The organism is Neochlamydia sp. S13, from assembly GCF_000648235.2.
Lineage (GTDB): Bacteria > Chlamydiota > Chlamydiia > Chlamydiales > Parachlamydiaceae > Neochlamydia.
In genome coordinates, this window is record NZ_AP017977.1 from 2,116,024 (window position 1) to 2,140,968 (window position 24,945).

Annotated in this window: 20 protein-coding genes; 15 read left to right on the plus strand and 5 right to left on the minus strand. The window is 38.0% G+C overall.

Annotated features, from left to right (window positions below; genetic code table 11):
* Positions 1-102: 102 nt before the first annotated feature.
* Positions 103-1,428, minus strand: a complete 1,326-nt coding sequence (locus TY21_RS08165) for a DUF4116 domain-containing protein (protein WP_042241176.1) — start codon at positions 1,426-1,428, stop codon at positions 103-105.
* Between the two features lie 148 nt (positions 1,429-1,576).
* Here TY21_RS08165 and TY21_RS08170 point away from each other — a divergent pair.
* The 3 genes from TY21_RS08170 to TY21_RS08180 all read left to right on the plus strand — a co-directional run bounded on the left by TY21_RS08170 (position 1,577) and on the right by TY21_RS08180 (position 5,220).
* Positions 1,577-2,688, plus strand: a protein-coding gene (locus TY21_RS08170; protein WP_130589511.1) for an IS3 family transposase whose coding sequence is annotated in 2 segments (ribosomal slippage) — positions 1,577-1,850 and positions 1,850-2,688 — 1,113 coding nt in all. Because the reading frame shifts where the segments join, the coding sequence is not laid out codon by codon here.
* A gap of 647 nt (positions 2,689-3,335) precedes the next feature.
* On the plus strand, positions 3,336-3,929 hold the full coding sequence (locus tag TY21_RS08175) for a hypothetical protein (RefSeq protein ID WP_042238519.1): 594 nt from the start codon (positions 3,336-3,338) through the stop codon (positions 3,927-3,929).
* A gap of 464 nt (positions 3,930-4,393) precedes the next feature.
* Positions 4,394-5,220, plus strand: a protein-coding gene (locus tag TY21_RS08180; RefSeq protein ID WP_232044343.1) for an IS5 family transposase whose coding sequence is annotated in 2 segments (ribosomal slippage) — positions 4,394-4,781 and positions 4,781-5,220 — 828 coding nt in all. Because the reading frame shifts where the segments join, the coding sequence is not laid out codon by codon here.
* A 528-nt stretch (positions 5,221-5,748) separates the two neighbouring features.
* On the opposite strand, the gene TY21_RS08185 is transcribed toward TY21_RS08180, so the two are convergent.
* The gene (locus TY21_RS08185) at positions 5,749-8,946 is read right to left on the minus strand and encodes an ankyrin repeat domain-containing protein (protein WP_042236607.1); all 3,198 of its coding nucleotides are present in this window, start codon (positions 8,944-8,946) and stop codon (positions 5,749-5,751) included.
* Between the two features lie 129 nt (positions 8,947-9,075).
* Entirely contained in the window at positions 9,076-10,485 is a 1,410-nt protein-coding gene (locus TY21_RS08190) for an RtcB family protein (RefSeq protein ID WP_042236611.1), read from the minus strand.
* Between the two features lie 410 nt (positions 10,486-10,895).
* Here TY21_RS08190 and TY21_RS08195 point away from each other — a divergent pair.
* The 12 genes from TY21_RS08195 to TY21_RS08250 all read left to right on the plus strand — a co-directional run bounded on the left by TY21_RS08195 (position 10,896) and on the right by TY21_RS08250 (position 23,558).
* A protein-coding gene (locus TY21_RS08195) for an IS5 family transposase (RefSeq protein ID WP_232044343.1) occupies positions 10,896-11,722 on the plus strand; the annotation gives its coding sequence in 2 pieces (ribosomal slippage) (positions 10,896-11,283 and positions 11,283-11,722; 828 coding nt in all).
* 469 nt (positions 11,723-12,191) lie between these two features.
* Positions 12,192-12,584 carry a type III secretion system chaperone gene (locus TY21_RS08200; protein WP_039386817.1) on the plus strand — a complete coding sequence of 131 codons (393 nt, stop codon included), beginning with the start codon at positions 12,192-12,194 and terminating at the stop codon, positions 12,582-12,584.
* A 44-nt stretch (positions 12,585-12,628) separates the two neighbouring features.
* Positions 12,629-15,046: a type III secretion system inner membrane ring subunit SctD gene (gene sctD / locus TY21_RS08205; RefSeq protein ID WP_042239345.1), complete on the plus strand. Its 2,418-nt coding sequence runs from the start codon at positions 12,629-12,631 to the stop codon at positions 15,044-15,046.
* A 121-nt stretch (positions 15,047-15,167) separates the two neighbouring features.
* Positions 15,168-15,407, plus strand: a complete 240-nt coding sequence (locus TY21_RS08210; protein WP_042239343.1) for a DUF5398 family protein — start codon at positions 15,168-15,170, stop codon at positions 15,405-15,407.
* A 210-nt stretch (positions 15,408-15,617) separates the two neighbouring features.
* Positions 15,618-15,911, plus strand: coding sequence for a DUF5407 family protein (locus tag TY21_RS08215; RefSeq protein WP_039386809.1), 294 nt, complete (start codon positions 15,618-15,620; stop codon positions 15,909-15,911).
* A gap of 146 nt (positions 15,912-16,057) precedes the next feature.
* Complete coding sequence (locus TY21_RS08220) at positions 16,058-16,507, plus strand: M48 family metallopeptidase (RefSeq protein ID WP_039386806.1); 450 nt, start codon at positions 16,058-16,060, stop codon at positions 16,505-16,507.
* A gap of 68 nt (positions 16,508-16,575) precedes the next feature.
* Positions 16,576-17,256, plus strand: a complete 681-nt coding sequence (locus tag TY21_RS08225; RefSeq protein WP_042239341.1) for a hypothetical protein — start codon at positions 16,576-16,578, stop codon at positions 17,254-17,256.
* Positions 17,257-17,355: 99 nt separating this feature from the next.
* The gene (fliI, locus tag TY21_RS08230) at positions 17,356-18,672 is read left to right on the plus strand and encodes a flagellar protein export ATPase FliI (protein ID WP_039386800.1); all 1,317 of its coding nucleotides are present in this window, start codon (positions 17,356-17,358) and stop codon (positions 18,670-18,672) included.
* 18 nt (positions 18,673-18,690) lie between these two features.
* Positions 18,691-19,200: a type III secretion T3S chaperone gene (locus TY21_RS08235; protein WP_042239336.1), complete on the plus strand. Its 510-nt coding sequence runs from the start codon at positions 18,691-18,693 to the stop codon at positions 19,198-19,200.
* A gap of 55 nt (positions 19,201-19,255) precedes the next feature.
* Positions 19,256-20,230 (plus strand): hypothetical protein, encoded by a 975-nt coding sequence (locus TY21_RS08240; protein WP_052354358.1) that lies wholly within the window; start codon positions 19,256-19,258, stop codon positions 20,228-20,230.
* Between the two features lie 355 nt (positions 20,231-20,585).
* A complete protein-coding gene (gene sctQ, locus TY21_RS08245) occupies positions 20,586-21,908 on the plus strand; it encodes a type III secretion system cytoplasmic ring protein SctQ (RefSeq protein WP_052354356.1) in 1,323 nt (440 codons plus the stop codon).
* A gap of 84 nt (positions 21,909-21,992) precedes the next feature.
* On the plus strand, positions 21,993-23,558 hold the full coding sequence (locus TY21_RS08250) for a serine/threonine-protein kinase (RefSeq protein WP_052354354.1): 1,566 nt from the start codon (positions 21,993-21,995) through the stop codon (positions 23,556-23,558).
* A gap of 717 nt (positions 23,559-24,275) precedes the next feature.
* Here the strand turns inward: TY21_RS08250 and TY21_RS11085 are convergent.
* Together TY21_RS11085 and TY21_RS08255 are read right to left on the minus strand one after the other, a co-directional pair.
* A complete protein-coding gene (locus TY21_RS11085) occupies positions 24,276-24,428 on the minus strand; it encodes a hypothetical protein (RefSeq protein ID WP_158623054.1) in 153 nt (50 codons plus the stop codon).
* A 40-nt stretch (positions 24,429-24,468) separates the two neighbouring features.
* Positions 24,469-24,756, minus strand: a complete 288-nt coding sequence (locus TY21_RS08255) for a hypothetical protein (protein WP_130589641.1) — start codon at positions 24,754-24,756, stop codon at positions 24,469-24,471.
* Positions 24,757-24,945: the final 189 nt, after the last annotated feature.

The window sequence follows — 24,945 nt, forward strand, 5'->3', positions numbered from 1 at the left end:
GACAGGGCTTCAAGCTTCGCGACTTATAAATCGCGTTTCCTTTATTTTTATCACAAATGTCAGGTTAAGTCCTATCTATTACAGCAATGGTAAATAAAATCTTCATGCAATTTTCCTGCCTTCTTCACCCTTTAGGGCTTCTTTATTTTGAAGCATAGCTGTTATCCCCACCTCCATATCATTTCTAAGGTACGGGCTAACATGATTAAACACCAAGCCATTTTGCTTAACGGCTGCAACTACTACCTCCTTATCCTCCTGGAGCTCTTCACTTGCAAACTTAAGGGCCAAGCCATTCTGACTAACAGCGGCAAGTACGACCTCCTTGTCATTCTTGAGCTCTATGCTGGCATATTGTAGGGCCAAGCCATTTTGACTAATAGCAGCAAGTACTACCTCCTTGTCGTTCTGCAGCTCTATGCTGGCATATTGTAGGGCCAAGCCATTCTGACTAACAGCGGCAAGTACCACCTCCTTATCGTTCCGGAGCTTTATGCTGGCGCACTGGAGAGCTAAGCCATTTTGGCTAACAGCGGCAATTCCTAATTCTTTATCATCTTCAAGCTTTGTTCCTGTATAGAGAAGCAGATATCCATTTTGTCTAACGGCAGCAAGCATGACATCTTTATCTTCTTTGAGCTCCTTGGTAATATCATGAATGGCCCAGCTGTTTTGCCGAACGAGCGCAAGCACAAACTCTTTATCTTTTCTAAGCGCTTCACTGCTATGCTTTAGCATAGAGTAGCTTTTCTGAGAAGCGTTAAATATGAAGTCTTTATCATTTTTAAGCTCTTCGCTAGCATACTGGAAGACCTCCCCGCTTTTTTCCACCGCTGTAAGCACTACATCTTTATCATTCTGCAGCTGAGGGCTAGCGAATTTGAGCGCCCAAGGATTGCACTGAACAGCAGCAAGCATGGCTTGCTTATTATTTTTAAACTCTTGGCTGGCATCCTTAAGTGCCCAAAGATCCTGCTTGAGGGCAGCCAGTACTACCTCGGTATCACTCTTAAGTTTTTCACTAGCATGCTCGAGCACCAAGCCATTTTGCTGGACGGCGGCAAGTATAAAATCTTTATCATCCTTAAGTTTTTTGCTAGCAAATCTAAGTGACCTAGGATCTTGCAGGGTAGCTGCCAACACGACTTCTGGATCGTTTTTAAGTGTTTTGCTGACAAATTGAAGTACGTAAGGATTTTTATTAACTGCAGTTAATATAAAGTCTTTATCGTTCTTTAACCTTTCACTGGCAAACTTAAGGACCAAGCTGTTTTTTTGAAGAGCTTTTAGCAAGAAGTCTTTACTTTTTAATATCCACTGAGCCAGGTCGCAAATTCCTATGATTACATTTCCTAATCCTGGAATCAACAAGAGCAGAGCGCGCTTAAAACTTTTTTGATCTAGATAAGAGTAATAATCGCTTTTCAATATTTTCTCTTCGTTGATAAAAGGTAAGATGACACATTTTTGAAAGATAATCAGGAGATTTATAGTGGCTCCGCTTTTTTGGACAAAGTTTAAGTAAGAAACTTTCCCTCAGTTTAAAATAAAAACTTAATATTAAAGAGGAAAAGTTATGTCCACAAAAAGAAAAAGACACTCGTCGGAGTTCAAAGCAAAAGTTGCATTAGAAGCATTTAAAGGGTTCAAAACCATTAACGAGCTTGCTACAGAATATTCGGTGCATCCAACTCAAATTTCTCAATGGAAAAAGCATCTCATAGAAGCTTTACCCGTACTCTTTAGCAGCATGGATAAAGTTAATAAGACAGATCAAAAGTTGGTTGACAACCTTTATCAACAGATCGGGCGTTTAAAGGTTGAGTTAGATTGGCTTAAAAAAAAACTATACTGACAAGGCTTGAAAAGCGCTCTTTAGTTGACCGTCAATCAAAAGAGATTTCAGTAGAAAGACAATGCGTACTTCTTGGGATAGAACGATCTACCTATTATTATCATCCAAGAGAAGAAAGTGAGTTCAACCTTAAAATAATGCGCTTGATAGATGAAGAATATACCAGGCATCCTTTTTATGGATCTAGAAAGATGACTATTTGTTTGCATAATCAGGGTTTAAAAGTAGGTAGAAGGCGGATTAGTGGGCTTATGAGATTAATGGGTATTGAAGCCATCTATCAAAAACCGAACTTAAGTAAACCTAATGCTGAGCATCATATATACCCCTATTTATTGAGAGGCTTGCAGATAAATAAGTGTAATCAAGTATGGAGTACGGACATAACGTACATACCAATGAAGAAGGGATTTTTATATTTAACAGCGGTGATGGATTGGTACAGTAGATATGTTCTTTCTTGGCGCCTTTCAAATACGCTAGATGTTGATTTTTGTATTGAAGCTGTAAAAGAAGCATTTTTAAAAGGTATTCCAGAGATTTTTAATACAGATCAAGGATCACAATTTACAAGCAACAGGTTTGTAGATTTTGTTAGAGGAAAAAATATTGCTTTTAGCATGGATGGAAAAGGAAGAGCAACAGATAATATATTTGTAGAGCGTTTGTGGAGGTCAGTCAAGTATGAAGATGTATATCTGAGAGATTATCAAGACGGACTTGAGGTTTATCAAGGACTTACCAGATATTTTGAGTTTTACAATAAAAACCGTCCCCATCAGTCTTTAAAATACAAGACCCCAGCGGAGGCATATGGAATAATAATTAATTAGGTGAAAATGAAAAAAGTAAGATAAGATAATAGGCGTAAAACCAACATGGTCATTGAAACTCCAAGCTACGTAAAATTCGAATTAAATTTTGGAAGAAGATGATTAATGTTGTATCGAACAAACCTTAAAAAGGTAGAGTTTCTTACTTAATTTTGCAAAAAACTGTCTAAACAACCGAAGCCACCACAATTTGTGGCCGTGCTAAGAATAGGTAGATAATCAGCTATCTTATCTATTGAAACGTATGCACGAGGTAATTGGCTTATTTTCATAATAATATGCCTTTATTTTTATTTAGCTTAAATTTCTACTTTATTTGTTAATTCATTTAAAACCAATAGAAAAGCCCTCATTTAGCCCCTTAACAGAAATTGTTCTTCTTATTGAGAATAATTTCTCATAAAGCGCTAAAAGCTGCGATAAAAAGCCTTTATGAACCCTTAGTAAGTTCCTTGTTGCTGGAAACCCCTTGCGATTATATAAAATTAAATTCCAAGAGTAGATATAAAGAGCTAAGAAACCAGCAAAATTTATTTCATCACCTAATAGTTAAAAAAAGAGCTTTTCTTAACAAACAAGATTTTGATATTGTTAATGAAATTATAAGAATAATGTTTAGACCTTTGGAATAAAGATGAGCATATTGCATGGGTATTAAAAAAATTTTAGAGAGTGTATCTTCATTTACCGAGTTAAAACCCTTAGCTTGTAAGGCGAAAGTCCATGTTTCTTTTTGGGGAACTCGCTATATCACTGTTTTAGGTTACGCGGGTACCTTGCCTATAGATGCATTAGCAGGTAAAGTTTTGGAGTTAGTGAAAAAAAATCCTCATTTCGACGAGACCGAGAGGGAATGTGGTAAAGCTATTGTTTATCCTATTGATATGCTTTATAGAAATAGTGATAGAATGGCAAAGATCCGTAATTGCTTTACAAGATTACTTCTTTTCTTAAGATTACTTCCTATCAAGATAAAACCTCGACGTAATGATATACCATGGCGTTGGCGCGAGTGTGATAGCCCCTGGTATACCTTTGATTATACGGATGGATATTATAAAGTGTTTTATTACTATACTCGAAAGCAATATGAAATAGCCTATCGAGAGCCGCTTGGATGGAGCGGTGGTCATAAACGCTTAAATGGATTGGATGACAATTATTGGTCGGGAAAAGGGTATAAATATTCTTGGCCCGAAAGTTTAGGGATAGGATTAGAGAAAATAAATGATTCTTTTTAGTATATTTAAAATAAAGCTAAACTTTTTAAGATAAGCTCAAAATTTTAAATATTATTTTCTTTTTCTTCTAGGTAAATTCCAAGGAAAGCTATTTAATTAAAAATTTTTATAGCTTTCCCACAAATCCTCTTGGAAAAAACCTTATGGTTCAAGCCTCCTCTCCAGCAGCCTGTGTTCTAGGCTTAACTGTTCTATGTATATTCCCGATCTTCCAAGCTCGCTGTCGTGCAAGATGATTTAAAGCATTTTTTGCTCTGAGGCAAATTTTTAAAGGCTTTTTTCTCAAACAACGCTGCCTTTTTAAATTCCCCTTGGACGGCAAGCTTAACCAAAAGCATCCTTTTATGAAAGCTATCCAAGTTGATTGAATGGAAGCTGTAAGGAGAAATCATTAGACCTCTTTCGAAACTGGAATAAAATGTAAACTTTAGTAAAATGGTGACTCAACATTTAAAGGAGGCATCATGAAATTTGATAAGATAGAGAAATTAGATGATGAACGATTTCGCAGATTGACAGGGGTAAAGCGTGGTACCTTTGATAAGATGGTGCAAATTTTACAGCAAGCCGATGCGGCCAAGAAGATTAAAGGCGGGCGTAAATATAAACTACGTTTAGAAGACATGCTGCTAATGACCTTGGAATATATGCGAGAATATAGGACCTATTTCCATATTAGCCAAAGCTATGGAATCAGTGAAAGTTCAGCTTATAAAGCGGTGAAATGGATTGAAGATACGTTAATCAAGCATCCAGATTTTGCTTTACCGGGGCGTAAAGAGCTTTTGAAAAGCGATACGGAATATGAGGTTATTTTAATTGATGCTACAGAAACGCCTATTGAGCGCCCTAAAAAAAACAAAAGCGCTATTATTCAGGGAAAAAGAAAAAACATACCCTAAAGACCCAAGTTGTAGTCGATAAGAAGAGTAAAAAAGTAATTTGTACCTCATTTGGCAACGGCAAAAAGCATGATTTTAGGCTATTCAAAGAATCACAGGTTAAAATCAATCCACAAATAAGAGTGTTAACCGATTCAGGATATCAAGGATTAACAAAGCTGCATGCCCAAACCCAGATGCCCAAGAAAAAAAGTAAGAAGAAGCCTTTAACTCAAGAGGATAAAAGAACAAACCAAAGTTTATCCAGAGAAAGAGTTGCCAATGAAAACGTCATTGGCCTCCTTAAGCGATTTAAAATTATAGCCGATCGCTACAGAAATAGACGTAAAAGATTTGCACTTCGCTTCAACTTGATTGCAGCAATCTATAACTGGGAATTAAATACGTGAGTTTCGAAAGAGGTCTATTAAGAAAGCTCAAAAACAATAGCGGCAAAACATTGTAGTAGCCTCTGTAGATAAAGGCTTTCCAAGCCCTACGGCTGAAGGCAAAAGCATATTTATTTATGAGCAAAGAAAAGGCCTAATACGTTTAAAAAAAACTTATCTACATAACCCTCCCTCTGAAAGATGTCTCTCTAATTAATGAGAGGGATTTTATGAAGTACAGGGTTATATAAGAAGTAGCTCAAAAGCGTATAATCCACTGAACCAAAAACTTAAACTAAAAAGACACCAAGCGATGAAATTCCCCCCTGTGGCCCACCTAAGGACTGTTTATTGATAGCGTCCTTTCTTATTATTAATTCTCTTCTATAGCTATTCAAGCTTTTATAATTTTTTTACCTTAGGAAAGGTAAAGGACTTAAGAAGCCGTCAACTTTTTGCTTCTCTAGCCGTTAATGTTTTCCTATAAAGGGCTGATAAAGAGATCATTAGAGAAAAGGATACGGAGCCCTCTATATCCTTTTCTAAGCTTTAGACCATCTTCTTTAAGTCCTTGTAAATTTTAGGTAAGGTATGTTTAATAGAATGTTTACGATGGGTCATGCCTCCCATAGAAGGAAGAAATTTTTCCACTGTGCCTACATAAGGTACATTTTGCTTTGTATATCCTCCAGAAATGCAATACCACACATTTTCTTCCCAATGTTGGTTATCCATATAATGCAAAAGAGCTTGAATATTTCCCTTATTACTTGCATAAAACCTAATAAATGTGTCAATCATTCCTTTTCTATCTTCCCAAAAGCTTTTTAAACGATCTTGCAAGCTAGAAGAACTATTTACATTTGCGGCCCAATTATTTTGCCATGAGCACCTTGCGCTAGCCTCATTAAAACTATCGGTCCATAATTTATCAAAAATAGCAAGAAGAGGCCATCCGCCATGAGATTTTGCCTGCTTTACGGCGGCACCAGCTTTGAGTAAAAGAAAAATCTTTTCAAAAGTATCCTGTTCTATTCGGAACCAATTTTGAAGAAATATTAAATCTAGAGCCGTGTTGCCATACTCATCTGGATGATCAACAGGCCAACATTGATAACCGATAAGCTCGCGAAGAATTTCAGGTCCTGCATATTGCGTAGCAAAGTGAATAGGAGTATGCCCCTCTTCGGTAAGAGGTGCCAAGATTTTTCTCTCACATAATTTGTAAAGCTGGGAAGGGTGTTTTAAGATAAAACTTTTCCATATTGCTTGTATAGTCGCCGGCTTTTGTACGATTGCTCCCTGTTCAATCAAATGAAGAATAGTGTCACATAGCTTAGAAGTAGCTTCTCCTTTAACTAAGATGTCTATTGCTGCTAGTTGGTTAGCATTTATTACATTAATATTACTTATTCTCCGAGAGGACAAATACTTCATTACCTCTAAAGCTTGACGCTCAGCAGCCTTATGAAAGATTGTATTTTTTGAAGCATCCATCCTATTCAAGTCCACCCATTTTTGCTCATGGATAATTCGCAAGCAATCGTCATTGTAATAAGCAAATTTTAATAATTGATCAGCTTCCTCAGCTGTAAAGGTGATAGGGGCCTTACTCTTTGATAAAAGCCAATGAAGGGTGTCACAACCCCCCGATCCAAAACAATGCCAAATCACCATATTAGGCATTTTTTGGAATAATTCAAGGAGATAGGCTTCATCTTTTAAACTTTTAGCTCTATTCCAGATTAGTTCAAGCTGATCTGATGAAAGGCCTTGTGCTTCTGCTTGCAGAAGCACTTGAATACAAGAAATAATTTCATCTGGATCACAAGCTTTTTCCTGTACCAGCTGTAAGGGGGCCAGGCCGCTTTTATTAAGAGCATTGACATCCATTTGTTGTTGGATAAAATACTTTAAAACCTCAACATTAAGAGCTTTGGCAGCCAGATGCAAGCCACTATTATCTTCTTCATCCTTTAATGTATGATCAAATCCTTCTTTTATTAAAACTTGGACCGCCTCTACTGAGCGGCTACAGGCAACGCTCCATACCTCTTGTAATTGTAAAGATGAAAGGGTGGTAAGTGCACGAGGAGAGGTTTTTAATAAATTGGCTAGCACTGAAGAAGATTGATAGCGCACGGCATACATAATTTTTTGAGGAATAGTGAGCATGGAAGAAGCTTCTTTAATAGCTTCTTCAATCCCAAGCTCTTGAAACTCAGCTTCTTTTAATCGCAGGCTAGCATCCACTATCTTTTCTAGCCAATGTTTAATGAAAAAGTTTCCCTCCTTGCCTAACTTAGGGAGGCTACCAGGTAAAGGAACAACCTCGTATCGATTATTTAAAAGTGCATCAGCCACTGAAAAAAGCTGATGATCAATAGCGATGAGGAAACATTCTTGGTCAGGTTTTGCTCCTATTAAAACTAGATGGCTTACAAAGTCCTGGTCTTTTAATTTTAAAGCTTCCTTAAGCAGTTGAGTAATCCCTTCTTTCTCTATGTGGGCAACAGAATCCATCTTTAAAATTTCTTCTCTTTTAATCTTATAAAGATCATCCGAAGAAATTTTTGAAAACTCATCTTTATCTTTGCCAGCATTTTTTCTAAAGAATCTTCTTAAATCATAGTTTTTACCTTCTAAAACAACTTTGGGCAGCGAATCTGTTGTAGAGGCTGAGCATATAAAGCTTCCACTATCTAAAAAAAATTTAAGAGTCTCTTCTGCAGCTGCGGATAAACTAACTTCTTTAGCCAGTTCGTTGCATAGTTTATATAAAGGTGTCTCTCCCCTACTATCATATGTCTGTAAAACTTTCTGTAGATCTCCCTTCTCTGCATATTTTTGGCTAATGTGCTGAATTAGCTCATAATCACACCAGTTAGCAGCAGCATGAAGCATAAAAGTTTCTTTCTTAAATTTAGCTTTTTCTAATCCCAGCTCAATTAGAACGCGGAGCATAGATGAATCTTTATAATCGAGAGCTATTTTTAAAAGATAAGGAACGGACCCGGCGTATTTAAAATCATAATCAAGCGATATAACAGCTTTTATGCCTTTAATGTCATGCATTCCTATTACAGTTTGAATACGTGTCATCATCGAAGTAAGGCTATTAAATAGACATGCCCAGCGATCTGTGTCTGGATGATCCCATAATTTTTGTAAGTTTGGCTGCTCTATTAAATGCCGTTTAAAAGATTTATGTTGCCACTTTTTTTCATAGGCGATAAATAGCCCCGCAATATCATCTCTACCTATATTAATCGCTATTGTTAAAGGATCATACGTTTCTGTAGGATCAAACTTCCAGGTACGAATGGCATGCACAAGCAAAGTCATAACTCCTAAACGATTAGCTTTTTCTACTAAAATGGCTAAAGGAGTTCTTCCCATAGCATTTTTTTTATTTATTCCTGGTGATCCGCGGCAATGCTCAAGCATGCTACGCAAGATGTCTACATCTCCATTGTGACAAGCTAGGTGAATAATGGACTCATTGTCTATATTGACGGGAGGACTAGACAAAACCCAATTCGTCATCTTTTTTAGGAAGAATAAAGTGGCTTCTTTTTGATTGGATCGACAGGCATAAAATAAATGCGAATCGCCAAAACGATAATCAGCATGAGGCTTGTAAACCCATTTTTTGTCTTTTTTAGTATTAAGCTTTACGTGAGGCTGGCTAAATTCTTTTCCCTCAGGTGTCACATAAAAAGGTTTTGATTGAAGAGGAGCTTCCATGTATAGATCCTTAAATGGTAAATTTTTCTCTAAAATTCCCCTTATACAAAAACTCATTTTTTAAGAAAATTATTTATTTTTTGAGGTAAACTTTTTGGCTTTACTTAAAGATTTTATAGATCTTTACCATTACTCACCTTCTACAATTCCTTGAGGCAATGAAGATAGTGAGCTTAAGCTACCTTCAGCGGCCATGCGTACAATTTTTGGCTGGAATTTTCCTATTACATCAACTAAATCTTTCTGCTCTTTCATGACTGCCTCGATAGGTTTATAAGCCTGAGGTGATTCGTCTAATCCCCCGCCTATTAAATCTATACCCTGCTTTAATAAAGAATTGAGATGCTGTTCTAAGGAAATCGTTTTTTTTGCTTTAGTGCGCGCCATTTGGCGGCCGCTGCCATGCGAAGCAGAGCTTAATGAATCTAGATTGCCCTTACCTACAACCACATAGCCGGCATCAGCCATCGTTCCTGGAATAATCCCTAAAACACCTTTTCCACTAGGTGTTGAACCTTTACGATGGACGATAGCCTCTTTTTCCTTTCCCTGCACATGAATCTTTTCCCGCCAAGCGAAATTATGGTGATTCTCCACCGTAGCAATGGGAGCTATTCCTACTGCCTCTGCTATTCTTTGGTGAATAACATGGTGATTGGCAGAAGCAAATTGCCCTGCCAGCTGCATCGCCTCCCAATACTCTCTACCTAGATCATGATCAAGAGGTAGCCAAGCTAAATGCTTAACAGAATGGTCCAATTCTCTTAGCTGGGCCATGGCCATCTTAGTATAATAATCAGCTATTTTAAAACCCACTCCTCTTGAACCACTGTGTGAGAGCAACGCCAGGTAAGTTCCCGCCGCAAGCTTAAAAGGATTTTCTGTCTCAAAAATTTTTAGCTCACCCCATTCCACGAAATGATTTCCTCCCCCACTCGTACCAATTTGGTAAATAGCCGTTTGCCTTAAAGAACGTATCAATGGGGAAAGTTCCCAATGGGATTTTTCTAATATTGGATGGTCGATTTTACCTTTGTGGATGCCGGCAGCGCCTGCACCAAATACAGTATTATTTAGCAGAGCTGAATAAAGGTTTTTATACTCAACGCTCGTAGGATTTTCTAAAACATGTGCCGGGAGAGGGTAAATGGTCAGCTTCATCCTACAAGCAATATCGACCCCTACGGCATAGGGAATAACAGAATTTTCTGTAGCCAAAACTCCCCCGATTGGAAGGCCATACCCTAGATGCGCATCAGGCATCAAGGCCCCTGCTAGCGCTACAGGTAGACGAGCAGCTCTATCCATCTGGGCTATCGTCTCTGCTTCAATATAATTCTCTCCCCAAACTTTATAAGGAACCGGTAAAGGGTGTAACAGCAAACTTCTTCTTATAGAGCCAAATTTATCTTCAATCGTTTTTAAGAAGGCAAGAGCTTTTTGTGGGCTTTCTTTCTTGTACAAAGTCCATGCTTTATCTTTTTCGGACGAAGTGAATATCTTTTGATCAAGTAATGCTTGAAATTCTTTCGGGTTCATGCCAGCCTTTTATAATTAAAGGGTTTGAAGAGATGAATATATCCTAGATTAACTAGTAGTTTTACGCCTTATCCTACTTAAACAAACGAGTAAATTGTTTCCTCAGAGGATTAAGAAAAAAATTAATAATCCACTAAGCCATAAAAAATTTACAAGCTAGAGCTTTTAAAATTGAGTAAAAGCATCGTCTAAGGTAATAAGAAGTTCATTAAAAAACATCCACATTTTCTTATCACACGATGTTTAACTTCTTATTTTTTGAGAGGGGTAAAAAGTAAAAATGCATTTAAAAGCATTATAAACCTTTCCCTGTCTAGCTTGTCAAAGAAGTCTATCAATAGACCTCTTTCGAAACTGGAATAAAATGTAAATTTTAGTAAAATGGTGACTCAACATTTAAAGGAGGCACTATGAAATTTGATAAGATAGAGAAATTAGATGATGAACGATTTCGCAGATTGACAGGGGTAAAGCGTGGTACCTTTGATAAGATGGTGCAAATTTTACAGCAAGCCGATGCGGCCAAGAAGATTAAAGGCGGGCGTAAATATAAACTACGTTTAGAAGACATGCTGCTAATGACCTTGGAATATATGCGAGAATATAGGACCTATTTCCATATTAGTCAAAGCTATGGAATCAGTGAAAGCTCAGCTTATAAAGCGGTGAAATGGATTGAAGATACGTTAATCAAGCATCCAGATTTTGCTTTACCGGGACGTAAAGAGCTTTTGAAAAGCGATACGGAATATGAGGTTATTTTAATTGATGCTACAGAAACGCCTATTGAGCGCCCTAAAAAAAACAAAAGCGCTATTATTCAGGGAAAAAGAAAAAACATACCCTAAAGACCCAAGTTGTAGTCGATAAGAAGAGTAAAAAAGTAATTTGTACCTCATTTGGCAACGGCAAAAAGCATGATTTTAGGCTATTCAAAGAATCACAGGTTAAAATCAATCCACAAATAAGAGTGTTAACCGATTCAGGATATCAAGGATTAACAAAGCTGCATGCCCAAACCCAGATGCCCAAGAAAAAAAGTAAGAAGAAGCCTTTAACTCAAGAGGATAAAAGAACAAACCAAAGTTTATCCAGAGAAAGAGTTGCCAATGAAAACGTGATTGGCCTCCTTAAGCGATTTAAAATTATAGCCGATCGCTATAGAAATAGACGTAAAAGATTTGCACTTCGCTTCAACTTGATTGCAGCAATCTATAACTGGGAATTAAATACGTGAGTTTCGAAAGAGGTCTAATATCAAAAACTAAGTTACGAATAATCAAGCGGATGAGAGAAGAGCAGCTTGCCATTTGACCAAAAGTTATTGAGGGCAACTTATGTCTCTTAAGGAATTTGGGAGGATAATTGCTCATTTTGTAGAAGGCAAGTAAGGCTCTATTCTCTACCCCTCATCTAATAGATCCTTATCTAAAGCATAAAAAAACCCTAGCTTAATTTTTATTATCTCTTTATTTTGCTTACACAAAAGAGACGCTGAAAAGTTAAAATTTTTGGTTTCACCTTTGATGAAAGCAAATGGTCTCCCTCGTTTTAAAGGTTTTACGTAATCTAAGGTTTTACGTAGCCTATTGCTTGTAAGGAACTCATCACAAAATTAAAGGACATCATTTATTTTTAATCTTTATTTTTGGCATTATTTTTGGTACATAAAATATCAGAGATGATTTAAAAAGGTAGGGATCCATATGGTCGATCTCAAACAATTCTGTAGTCAGCTTTCAAAAGATCTAGGTCTTAATGAAGATTTACTTCAAGAAGAAGCACCAGGGATTTTTAGTCTGCCTATCGAGGAAGAAGTTTCTATTAAGCTAGGGACACTAGCCGAAGGCTTCTCTTTGCAATGCATTTTATGTGAGTGCCCTAAAGAAAATCCTGAAGCCTTTTTGGCTGAAATAATGGATGCAAACTTGTTCGGACAAACAACTAGAAATTGTGTATTAGGCCTAACAGAGGATGGAAATCGATTGACGCTATCGCGTATAATTGATTATAATCTTGATTATAAGAGCTTTAATGAATTTCTTCAAGATTTTTACAATGTAGCTCTATTCTGGCGCGAACAAGCGCTTCACCATTAAAAATAATTCTCAATACGAAGATAAGATATAACAACGGTTAACATATGGTCGCTAAATTAGTTGCAGAAGAGGGTGTGCAAAAAGGTCTTGTACTCTCCTTAGATGAAGGAAACGAATGGGTAATAGGTCGTGATCCAGACGCTTGCCAGCTGCTTATTGAAGATCCTTCTGCTTCACGTAAACATCTACTCTGTCGCCAAACTCCCGAAGGGATTGTAATTCAAGCTTTAAGCCTTACCCATCCCGTGTATGTTAACGAGCAACCTATCCAAGAGTCCTGGCTACTACACCATGGAGATAGGGTTCAAATAGGAGAGGGGCTTTATCGTTTTTATGCAGAAGGCGACACTCAATGGATCGATGAAGAAAAAAAGACTCTTCTTAACGGGCATGAAGAAATAAATGATTCCGCCCTAGAAAACCTTTCTGAAAATGCAGAGAGTGAAAAAGCTTTGCCTACATTAGAGGACGAACACTCTTCTCAGCTTTTTGCATCTCAGTCTCCACTCAGTGAAGCCAAAGAGGCAGAAGCAGAAGAAAATCTTCCATCCTCCGCACGGGAGCACGAACAGCCACTAGGTAAAGAAGATGAGCAGTCCGCGAAGGATCCTGCAGCTTTTGCTTCTACTCCCTTTAATGAAGAAGAAGACTTTTTCGCTCCTTTAGAGGAAAATAAAGAAAAAGCTTCTGAGCAGGAAAAAAAATTCTCAGAGGAAGAGGAGCCTTCTAAAGATCAATCAGCTGAAGACAAAGATAAAACCGCGTTACCGCTTGCTGATGATAAGGATGCTTCTCCACAAGAATTGGAAAGTGATGATGAGTTCTTAGGAGTCCCGCCGGAACAAGAAGGAGAGCAAGAAGGAATGAGTGACTCTTTGGCAGAAAGGCAAGGTGCTTTGGATACACCTAACACTTCTAAGGAAGATGAAAAACAGATAATGAATGATTCCCCGGCCTCACAGCTATTCCAAGAAGCCAGCCACTCTGAAGACCAGCAGAATGAGGAGGATATTTCTATTTTTGAAGAGCCTCTAGAAACGGCTAATTATCCTGAAATTCACTTTGATTTAGCTGAAACAGGCCGTTGGCTGATTAAAGTGGTAGGAGGTCCTAATCATGGAGCCGAGTTTACCCTACAACCTTCTTGTACTTACATCATTGGAACTGATCCTAATAGTTGCGACATAGTTTTCCATGATACGAGTGTTTCACGCCAACATGCTAAAATTACAGTAACGGAAGAAGATACGATAAGTTTAGAAGACTTAGGAAGTCGCAATGGAACGTTTGTAGATGGAAAGCCTTTAACAGGTAGAGAATCTGTTCCTACCAATACTTTAATTCTTATGGGTACCTCCTCTTTTGTGGTTTACGACCGGGAAGGTGAAATGCAAACAATTATTGCTCCTTTACTCCCTTCAATAGTTAAAACTCTAAAAGAAGATCCTCAAGAATTGCCTCCCCCCCCTGCGAGTGAAACTGAAGCAGCTGTCGAAGAAGTTCCAGCGGCAGCACCTCCTGTAATCGCTCCCCCCCCTAACAAGGTATACCCCCATGAAGCTTTAGGAGCTTTTATTTTAATCGCTATCATTACAGGCTTATTTGTTGTCATTGGAATTGGCACAGCAACTTTATTTAAGAGTAAACCTGTGGTCTCCCAACAAGTTATTAATCCTGAACGTGACCTTACAGAAGCCTTATCGGCTTTCCCGCATGTCAAATACTCTTTTAATCGTAATACAGGACGTCTACTTCTTGTGGGCCACGTTTTATCTGGATCAGATAAAACACAACTTTTATATAACCTCCAAGGCCTTCCCTATCTACGTAGCATTGATGACAGTGGTGTGATTATTGATGAAGGGGTTTGGAGAGAAATTAACCAAATACTTTCACAAAACTCTAATTGGAAAGGCATTTCCATTCATTCACCTACCCCTGGTCATTTTGTCATCTCCGGCTACCTAAAATCTAGAAAGCAAGCCGAGCAGCTGTGGGATTATATTGCCTCTAATTTCCCCTACCTTGATCTGTTGGAAAAGCGCGTGATCGTTGAAGAAGATGCCGTTTCTGCGATAAGTGCGCTTTTACAAAACCAAGGTTTTAAAGATGTATCCTCTCAAATGAATGAAGGAGAGGTTATTCTTTCAGGCCATATTCCCGCCGGAAAAATGAATGATTACAGCCAAACCCTCATTAATATTAAAGAAATTCCAGGTGTACGCACGATTAAAAATTTTGTTGCCGAGCTAGCACCTGAGCAATCGATGATCAATATCACCGATAGATATGAAATTACAGGCGTCTCGCACCAAGGTGATGTGAACACCAATGTGGTAATTAATGGCCGCATACTTACGCGAGGAGATGTTTTGGATGGAATGACAATAATAAGTATTAAGCCTACCGCTGTTTTCTTAGAAAAAGAAGGGGTCAAGTATCGTATTGAGTATAATCGCTAAAGAGAGCAAAAAAAAAGTAATACTTCTCTTTCTTGCAATTATTTCCTATTCCATATTATAATAAACTTAAGGGTGGTGAAATCCCCCTACTAATGCTAGTAGTGCGTAAATGAGGTAATAAATGTTTGGTCTTGAGAAGCAGAAAAAGAAAAAAGGCGAAGAGTTTACTTTTGAGCTAGAAAAAGAATTAAAAACTTTTAATAGCCATCAAGATTATAAAAAGAAAGTTGAAGAGAGAATACAAGATATTAGAAGTTTATTAAGAAAAGGTGAAAATAAAGACGAATTTGATAAATTGGGAGTACTTTTGCACGGGTACACCTCTTTATTAAAGGTTATGTCCAGACTCTCGCCTAAGTGAGCTAAATTAAGCGCTCTGCTGGGCGGCAATTTTTAAAATGGAAGATAGAGGAGCGATTCTCTAGAAGATTGAGGTCCAGCCGAACGCTTAACAACATGTATGAAGTGAGAAGTGATTCAGAAAGAAGATGAATGCTCATCTTCAGGAAATGAAATTTCCAGTATGAATCTCTGGCACGCTTATACTCCTAAATTAACAGGAGGATAAAATATGTCTTCAAATAGTAATCAATCATTTCCTTCAGCTCCTACTAGCTATAGCGGAGCTAATCGCCAGTCGGGATTTGAGGTACAATCGCTTATTGGTATCATTAACAATGCGGTATCTAGCGCTAAAGCTAAACTACTGCAAATTCAAAATAATAGAAGTTCTATTAGTATTGGAGATATGTTTGAAATGCAAATGCTGATGAATCACCTTTCTCAGTTATCAGAAATGACTACTGATATTGTAAGTGCCTCTAATACGGCGATTTCATCAATGGCACGTAATATTAAATCATAAGCTTAAAAAAAGACTGGATCAAAGTCTGTGGGAAACAGGAAGGCTTATAAAGAGCAAAAGGCAAGATAACCTTTGATCCAGGCTAAGCCTAAAAGTTAAGTATCTGCGGGTAGCATGGAACGATGGAAAAAAAGGATAGCAATAGCATGACAAAAGAAATGGTTGAGGATTTCAAAGAAGATTTTTCTCTCTTCATTGAAGCAGGCTTTATAGCAGTGAAACAGCTTGATGAGATAAGTGCTTCACGTATCTTCCAAGCTGCACAAACCCTCAATCCTGAAAGCACCGCCCCTCAAATTGGCCTAGGCTATATAGCTCTTAATAAATTGGAAGTTAAGCAAGCTACAAAAATTTTTGAGGAAGTGGTTCAAAAAGAGCCCGAAAATTATTTAGCACAGACTTTTTTGGGTATAAGCTTCCTATTAACGAAGCCTAAACGTAAAAAAGGGGAAAAGCTTATTCAAGAAGCTATGGATAAAAGCAATGACCCAACAGTTAAAAACTTGGGATTCCTTTCGTTGCAATGGGCACAAAAAGATTTAAATGATTTAAAATCACACTTTTTTAATCATGAAAAAGGTGAAGTAAAAAAATAAAAGTAGAGTAGCTTAACAGTCTTAATAATTAGTTAATCTAATGAAATTAAGATAGGAAGTTAAATATTATGACACTAGATAAAATAGACGAAATAAAAAAGATAGGCAGTTCGAAGCTTAATGCAAACGCAGAAGCAGAAGGGCTTGTTGATAAAGATCACTTTGAATCTTTGATGCTACAGCAAGAGCAACAGCAAAAGCAGCAAAAAGAAGCCATGACTGTTGAAAAAATTGAGTCGACCCCTAGTAAGCCTACCTTAATGGAGCAAGTGGCCGAGCTTAATAAAAAAGTTGATCAAGTTAAAAAAGTACAGCCTGTAGATATTGTAGCCCAAGCTCAAGATGTCATGTCACGCATGTCTCAAATTCAAGACCAGCTTGCTCTCCCTGGCCAGGCTATTAAACCAGCTTACCGTAATCTTTTAAAAAACAAGCTTACCCATATTAATGATAACTTGCGGATAGCTCTTTCTGCTGCCGGGGTAGAAAATGTTCCCCCTGCTCCCCAAGCCATCTCTCCCAATCCCATCGACCGCTTTTTAGGCTTCCTTACCGATGGACAAGCACAATTAAAATCGATTACTAAAGAAGTTCAATACATGCATTTAAATAAAAATAATATAAATGCTGCAGCCATGCTAGCCGTACAAATTAAAGTAGGCTTTATTCAACAAGAACTAGAATTTTTTAGTAGCGTATTGAATAAAGCCCTAGAATCTACCAAAACAATTATGAACGTCCAAGTCTAGTTTCAAGAAGATGCTTGCAAGTTGATTTGAATCATTAATAAAAGACTACTATTGCCATCACTTTAAGCATATTGAGAAGATTAAGGAGCACTACTAATAATGAGCTTGGATGATAAATTTGATAAACTCTTAGGAAGTATTGATGAGCTAGAATTGACTACCGTCAATGGACGCATCACAGAAATAGTAGGAATGCTTATCAAAGCTATTGTTCCTAACGTAAAAATTGGAGAAGTTTGTCTTGTCAAACGTGAGGGGGAGCCGTTACGCACAGAAGTAGTAGGTTTTACCCGTGAGGAGGTTCTTCTTTCTCCGCTAGGAGAAATGAAAGGAATAGGACCTTCTTCAGAAGTTATCCCCACTCATATGCCTCTCCATATTAAGGTAGGCCCTAATCTCTTAGGGCGTGTCCTGAACGGGCTAGGAGAACCCCTAGATGTAGAAACTAAAGGCCCTTTAGAAGTAGATGAGATTTATCCAGTTCTTCAAGCTCCGCCAGATCCCGTTAAAAGAAAAAGAATTGAATCTCCTTTATCTGTTGGAGTGCGGGCAATAGACGGAGTTTTAACTACCGGCTTAGGACAAAGGGTAGGAATTTTTGCAGCTGCCGGTGGAGGTAAATCTACCTTACTAGGTATGATTGCTCGTAATGCACGTGCGGATGTTAACGTAATCAGCCTCATTGGGGAGAGGGGACGTGAACTACGCGATTTTATCGAAAAAGATTTAGGACCCGAAGGTTTAGCGCGCTCTGTGTTGGTCGTATCCACTTCTGATCAAGCCTCTCAGCTACGACTCAATGCTGCCTATGTAGGAACAGCTATCGCCGAATACTTTAGAGATCAAGGTAAGTCGGTAATTTTAATGATGGACTCTGTGACTCGCTTTGCGCGTGCCTTGCGTGAAGTGGGTTTAGCTGCTGGAGAACCACCTGCCCGTGCCGGTTACACCCCCTCTGTTTTCTCCACGCTGCCTAAGCTATTAGAACGTGCTGGCAACTCAGATAAAGGCTCTATTACCGCCTTCTATACTATTTTGGTAGCAGGTGATGATATGAATGAGCCCGTAGCTGATGAGGTGCGCTCTATTTTAGATGGTCACTTAATTTTATCTGCCGATCTGGCGCGTCAATATCACTATCCTGCCATCGATGTACTTTCTTCTGCCAGCCGGGTGATTATGTCGATTGTTCCTAAAGATCATTTACAATTGGTGGGTAAATTAAAAGAAGTATTAGCTAACTACAAAAAAAATGAGCTCTTAATTAAAATTGGCGAATATAAACGAGGAGCTGATAAAGCAGGCGACTTTGCCATCGATTATATTGATAAAGTTAATAGGTTTTTGAAACAAGGCGTGGAAGAAAAATGCTCTTTTGAAGAGACCTATCAATTGCTAAAAAATCTTTTCAAATGACAAGAGCTATGAGTTTTCATGAATAGTATAATATATCCTTTGAAGCAGGTCTTAGATATCAAGCGAAGACGTGTAGAAGATGCTGAAAAAATTTTAAAAGAGAAAAAAGAGTTATTAACAAAGGAAGAGGAAAAGTTAAAAAATGTAGAAGCTGTAAGAGACAAGGTTTTGGCGCATCAACAAGACAAATTGCAGCAATTACGTGTTGAAAGCAGCCACCTTACAACTAGCCCTAAAGTTCAGCAAATGAAAATTTATCTGAAAGTAGTAGCAGAAAAATTACAGATAGAAGAAAAAAAAGTTAAGGATCAAAAAGATCAAGTTAAAATGGCTCAAAAAAAAGTAGAGGAAGCTAAACAAGAATTGGATCGAAAGCGTTTAGAAGTGGATAAGCTCAAAACTCATCAAGAAGACTGGACAAAAGAAAGAGCTAAAGAATTAGAAATTATAGAAGCACGTGAGCAAGATGAATTAGGAAGCACCATGTTCTTGGGTAGAATGCAATCCACAAAAGCTTCAAAACAATAAAAAATTAATTTCTGTCTGATGGGCAGTGAAAAAGACAGAAAAGGAGTTAGCTAATATGTATAACTTTAAAATTACAGGCGATCAGAATAAAGATAATGTCACTATTAGTCGCGCCTCAAACTCTAAGCCTTCAGGCGCTTCCTCTCGCGATTTCCAAAAGGTTCTTGGCGAAAAAGAACGTCGCCAAAAAGAGGAAGAAGAAGATTCTAAAAAAGCAAAAACTGTAGATCCTTCTTTTGAAACAGAAGCTCTTTTGCTCGCCGAAGAAATACCTAGTCCAAAACAGCCCTCCCTGTTTGATCTTTCTAAAGAAGTAGTGAAAAAGAAAAATGAGAGCGAAACTTCCGAAGTAGCTAAAATGGTCTCTTCAGACGAACTCCCTATGGAATCCCCTAATGGACTCTATAAAAACTTAGCATTAAAAGAAAAAGCTTCCCGGTCTAAAACAAGGGAAGGAATGTGGGAAGAATCTCAGAAAGATAAGGTAGAAGCTCATGAAGACAAAAAAACCATACGCTTTTCCCAAGAGGCAGGGGATTTATCTCATGTTAACCCTCTAGCCTTGAATGTAAGCTCTAGTTCTCAGTCTCATAATCAAAACTTAGAAACAAATATGCCTTCTCAAAAGCTGACCACGCAACAGCTAATAGATGCTATTGTAAAAGCTATCACTACAATAGATAGCCAAGGCAAGACGGATACCATAGTTACTTTAAAGCATCCTCCTATGTTTGCAGGTGCCAATCTGGTGCTCACTTCCTATGAAAGTGCTAAAGGAGAATTCAATATTCGCTTTGAAAATCTCACCCAGGGTGCAAAATCATTCATGGATATGCAACAAAATCAACAATCCTTGCTTTCATCCTTAAATGAAAAAGGATATACTGTCCATATGGTAGTGGCTACTACCCAAATTGAAACTCCTCCATTTAATCCTGCGGCACCTCAGCAACCCCCACGCGATGGCCAGCAAGAGGAGCAGCAAAAACGGCAAGACAATAGAAAACAAAAAGAAGATGAAGAAAGTTAATGATTGCGAATTCTTAAGAAAGCTAAAAAGATGATAAATTGCTTGGGCCAGCTCCTACTGACTAGGATAAAACCTTTTTCTTCTAAAAGCTTACTTGTCGAAAAATTGGTTAAAATAGACGCCCCTATCCTTGATAAAGAGGGGTAGGATTAAATTAAAAATAGATATAAATATCAAAATGCAAATCTTAAAAAAAAACTTATTTTATCGACTTACAGTTTTTAAAAAGTCTAATATTTATTAGGTACTTTGCTAAGAAAGATTAAAATTTTTTAAATTGTACTTTTGCATTGACAATCTCGGCTCCTTTTATGTCATTATAAAGAGGTCTATAACATTTTATGAAGGCGTGCGCGTGACTTCCCCCAAAGCTTCTATGCCATACGATTGGCTTAAACAAATTCCTACCGCTCTTTTGCAACTCGATGAAATCCCACTTATTGGATCATCCCCTCCTTTTCCTTGGGAAGATTTATCTAAAGGATTAGAAGAAATCTTTCAGATCCCAGATTTTAAGATAGAACCCACCCCTTTTCAATGGCGTACAAAAGACGAGTTATGCGTCGGGATGGGTCCAGTTATCCCCCTCTCTTGCTCGATTCCCTCTCTAGAGGGTCAATTGACCTGGATAATGGCAGCAGAAGATATCTATCGTTTGATATCTCTCCTCCTTAATGAGGATGACCATGAGCATGATGTACTCGAAGATGAATTCCTGCAAGGTTTTTACTACTTTGCCGCCTACGAAGTGATACACTTAATCAATAAGCTTCCTTTCGATCAATCTCTTTCCCCACAGATTCTACAAGAAAGCAGTATGCCGATAGAAGATTCCCTTTGCATGGACATCAAAATTCAACTGCGGGGAAAGACTTTAATAGGACGTATGATTGTCTCACCTACCTTCCGTCGTTCTTGGAAAGAAAAATATGCCGAGCGTTCTCTAGAACTTCCTCTGCATGCATCGCTGGCCGAACAACTGACAATTCCTGTGCATATAGAAGCAGGCAGAACCTCTATCCATCCATCAGAATGGAAAACCGTTAGAAAAGGAGATTTTATTCTTCTGGATTCTTGCACAGTAAAACCTTATGATGATAAAGGTGGGCGTATTACCCTTACTGTCAATGGAATCCCTTTTTTTATTGGAAAAATTAAAGACGGAAATATTAAAATCTTGGACCACCCATTGTATTATCAAGAGGAAGAGACCTTTATGAGTAAAATTCCCCCCGAAGAACAGGATGATTCATCTTTAGATTTTGAGTCAGAATTAGAATTTGATTCTGAAATGGAATCTGACATGGAATCCGATTTTGACTCAGAAATGGAAGCAGAAGATGAGTCGGAAGAAGCATCTAATCTGGCCCCCGACGAGAAACTTAAAGATAGAGAAATAGAAGAAGAGCTTACCTCTTCAGAAGAAGAATCTTCCGCCGTAATACCCACAGAAACGTCGGTTAAAATTGATGAGATTCCTTTATCTATTATCATCGAAGTAGGCCGTCTGCAAATGTCGGTGAAAAAAATGCTTGAACTGCAGCCAGGCAATTTGTTGGAGCTAGATGTTCATCCTGAAAACGGTGTCGACCTGGTCGTCAATGGAAGACGTATTGCCAAAGGTGAATTGATTAGGCTAGGTGAAGCCTTAGGCGTAAGAATTCTAGATATTAGCTAAACCGCTGCAAAGGAGAAAATTTATTTTGCCTGTATAGCTCTCATAATTTTTGAGAAAATAAAAATGTAGGCTTGATTCTATCTTATGACAGCTTCTGAATCCCATCAACGCCCTACCCTACCTGCCGCGCCGTCGGATAAAGAAAGTTTTCTATCCCTCCCTCTTCCTAAAAAAATCGGTCCTTACAAGATTGAAGCACTTTTAGAAAAAGGAGGAATGAGCATCCTTTATTTAGGCACGCATCCTGAAACCAATGAACCTACAACCATCAAAGTTCTTTCTCCTAAATTTGTTTCTAATCCTGAAATTGTTGAACGTTTTCTAAAAGAAGCCGAGATTATAGCCTTGGCAGACCATCCTAACATTGTCAAGCTGTATGGGCAAGGTAAATGGGCTGGAGGGCTTTACATTGCCATGGAATTCATCCAAGGTATTTCTTTGCGCCAATACATCTTGCAAACCCCTATATCTCTTAGAAGAGCGTTAGAAATTATCATAGATATTTCCTATGCACTTTGTCATCTTCATACCCATGGGGTTATTCATCGGGATTTAAAGCCCGAAAATATCCTAGTGACTGAATCTGATGTCATCAAAGTGATAGACTTTGGCATCGCCCAACTTCTTAAAGAATCTTCTTCCGATATTTCTAAACAGCCAAGAATGATAGGCACACCTATCTATATGAGCCCTGAGCAGCAGCAGCATCCCGACTCCGTCTCTTTTCCTTCAGATATATATTCATTGGGTATTATTGCTTATGAACTTATGCTAGGCAAACTTAGCCAGGGGCATATTCATCTTTCTTTAATGCCCAAAGGCATGCAAAAAATTCTTGTGAAAGCTTTGCAACCAGAAGTTAGGGACAGATACCAAGATATTGTAGATTTTATTGCTGCTGTATCTGGTTATCTAAATTCCGAGAGCTTTGAGAAAGATAAGATTGTTAAAGATTACTTGAGCGAATTATCAGAAAGCTTACGTCGCACCCAAGCAGTTCTAAGTCATGATAAAGCCCCCCAATGGAACGGCGTGCACGTCAAAGTTACAGCCTCTAACACCCATGCTATTGCAGGAGTGTATTACGATTTTCTCGAAATAAATCCAGGTTCGTACGGCATTGCTTTTGCCGAATCTTCCTTAAACTACTCCGATGGCATGGTGGTTTGCTCTATTTTTCGTGGTATGCTAAAGGCTCTTTACAAAAGAGTAACTGACCTTAAAGAATTAGCTTATCTCCTTAACCAGCTCATCATCGAAGACGGCTTGGATAAAAGCCTTAAATTTAATTACTTAACGATTGATACGCAGCAAAATAAGGTGCAATATTTAATTTGTGGCCATAGCTATTTATGGGCTCGACCCCATCATAAAACGCCTTTTAAAGTCATTTGCGAAAATCCGCCCTTAGGGAGTGATCCCCATTCGCAATTCCAAATTCAGCAAGTCGATTGGAAATCTAATGATTCTTATATATTAAGTAATACCAATCTGGAAATGTCGGAAAAGGAGTTGTTGGAGATTTGGCAATCAGCAGAAAAGCTAAACCCTCCTTTATGGATGGAAATTTTTCTACGAAGAAAAAGAGCCATGCATAAAATTTTATCAGAAAAAGCAATTACCTTCATTGCTATACAGTCTCTAGCCTAACTAGGCTAAAGTTTAAGATTTAATTTAAGAAGCTTTTAAGTTTAAGAAAAAGCACTGAGCTATGCCCTCATCTTTTTACGCTTGCTCGCTTATTTTTAAATTCTCTCCTGCATTAGCCCTATTAGTACTAGAGGGGTAATCATGAATATATCATGCTGGGTCTTTGATCATGAAAATTATAGTCACTCGCTTGATGCTTTTCATCGCCAGTAAAACCCTTCTAGCCAATAGTTCCAGCATGGCCTAATACAGCTCTGGGCATAATATTATGCGCTTAAAAAACTAAGCCTACCCCCTCTTCTGAAAGCTATTTCTCTACTTAGTACTACTACGTGTCAACCCCCTATGTTGTGTCTGAATTTTTGAATGTAATCCTTTAATAATTAACTACTTATAAAATAACTTCAAAGTCGGGATTACCATTTGCCCTTTTTGCCAAGCTATTCACGACTCATCTAAAACGCTATTTTTTGATTCCTCTTAAATTTAACGTAGTAGTATTAGTTCGAACTGAATTAACCTAAAAAATTTCTTCATTGCATCCATTTTAGAAAGAATAATTGTGAAGTTTCTTTTCGTACTAAGCTAAAAAACTGAAAACCCAAGAATCCTTGTTGATGATTATGAAAATTGGCTAAAAATTAAGAGTTTTAGAGCAGCAGGTAGCCTTCCAGATAGGATAATGAAGCAATCAATAAAAAAAGAGAACGAGCTTTTTTAGCCTGAATAAAGACGTTTGGGAGAATTTTGAGCAACTAGCCAGTCGTAAATTAAACGCATGTAATGGCCAATTCCACATAAAATGGCTTTAAGACAACCTATTAAACGGCTTTTAAGATAATTACATCCCCGTTTGCCATCATTCTTCATGTGGCCGATATGAGCTTCTATCGCTTGCCGTCTTTTTAGCTTAAGTTTGGATCCAATGAGTTAGGCCTTTTCTTTGCCCAGAGATAAATATAGCTTTGCCTTCTACCGTCTGACCTCGATAATCTTTATCTACAAAATCTACTTCGATGTTTTTGTCACTATTGCTTTCAGCTTTCCTAATAGCTTCTTCAAGCGTGTGCCCATCGTAAGGGTTGCCATGGATGGCTCTGACATCTAAAGCTAACCCTTCTTGAGGGGTAATCACTAGCGCAGCCTTGCAGCCAAATTCATAACTTTTCTCAATTTCACCTTTAGCAATACATTCCACATGGGGCTCATGCAGGCTATACACCTTAGGTGAATCGTTTCTTTGTTAAGCATAAATACGCTTAATAGTTTTAAAAAAAAAGAGCTTTCTGGCTCAAAGGCTTGCTTTTCTGTCTTTCCCTCAAACCCCCGTATTACTCTTCCCAAGTGAGTAGGCAGCCTTTTTTTCTTCTCTTTTAGCTCTTTTCAT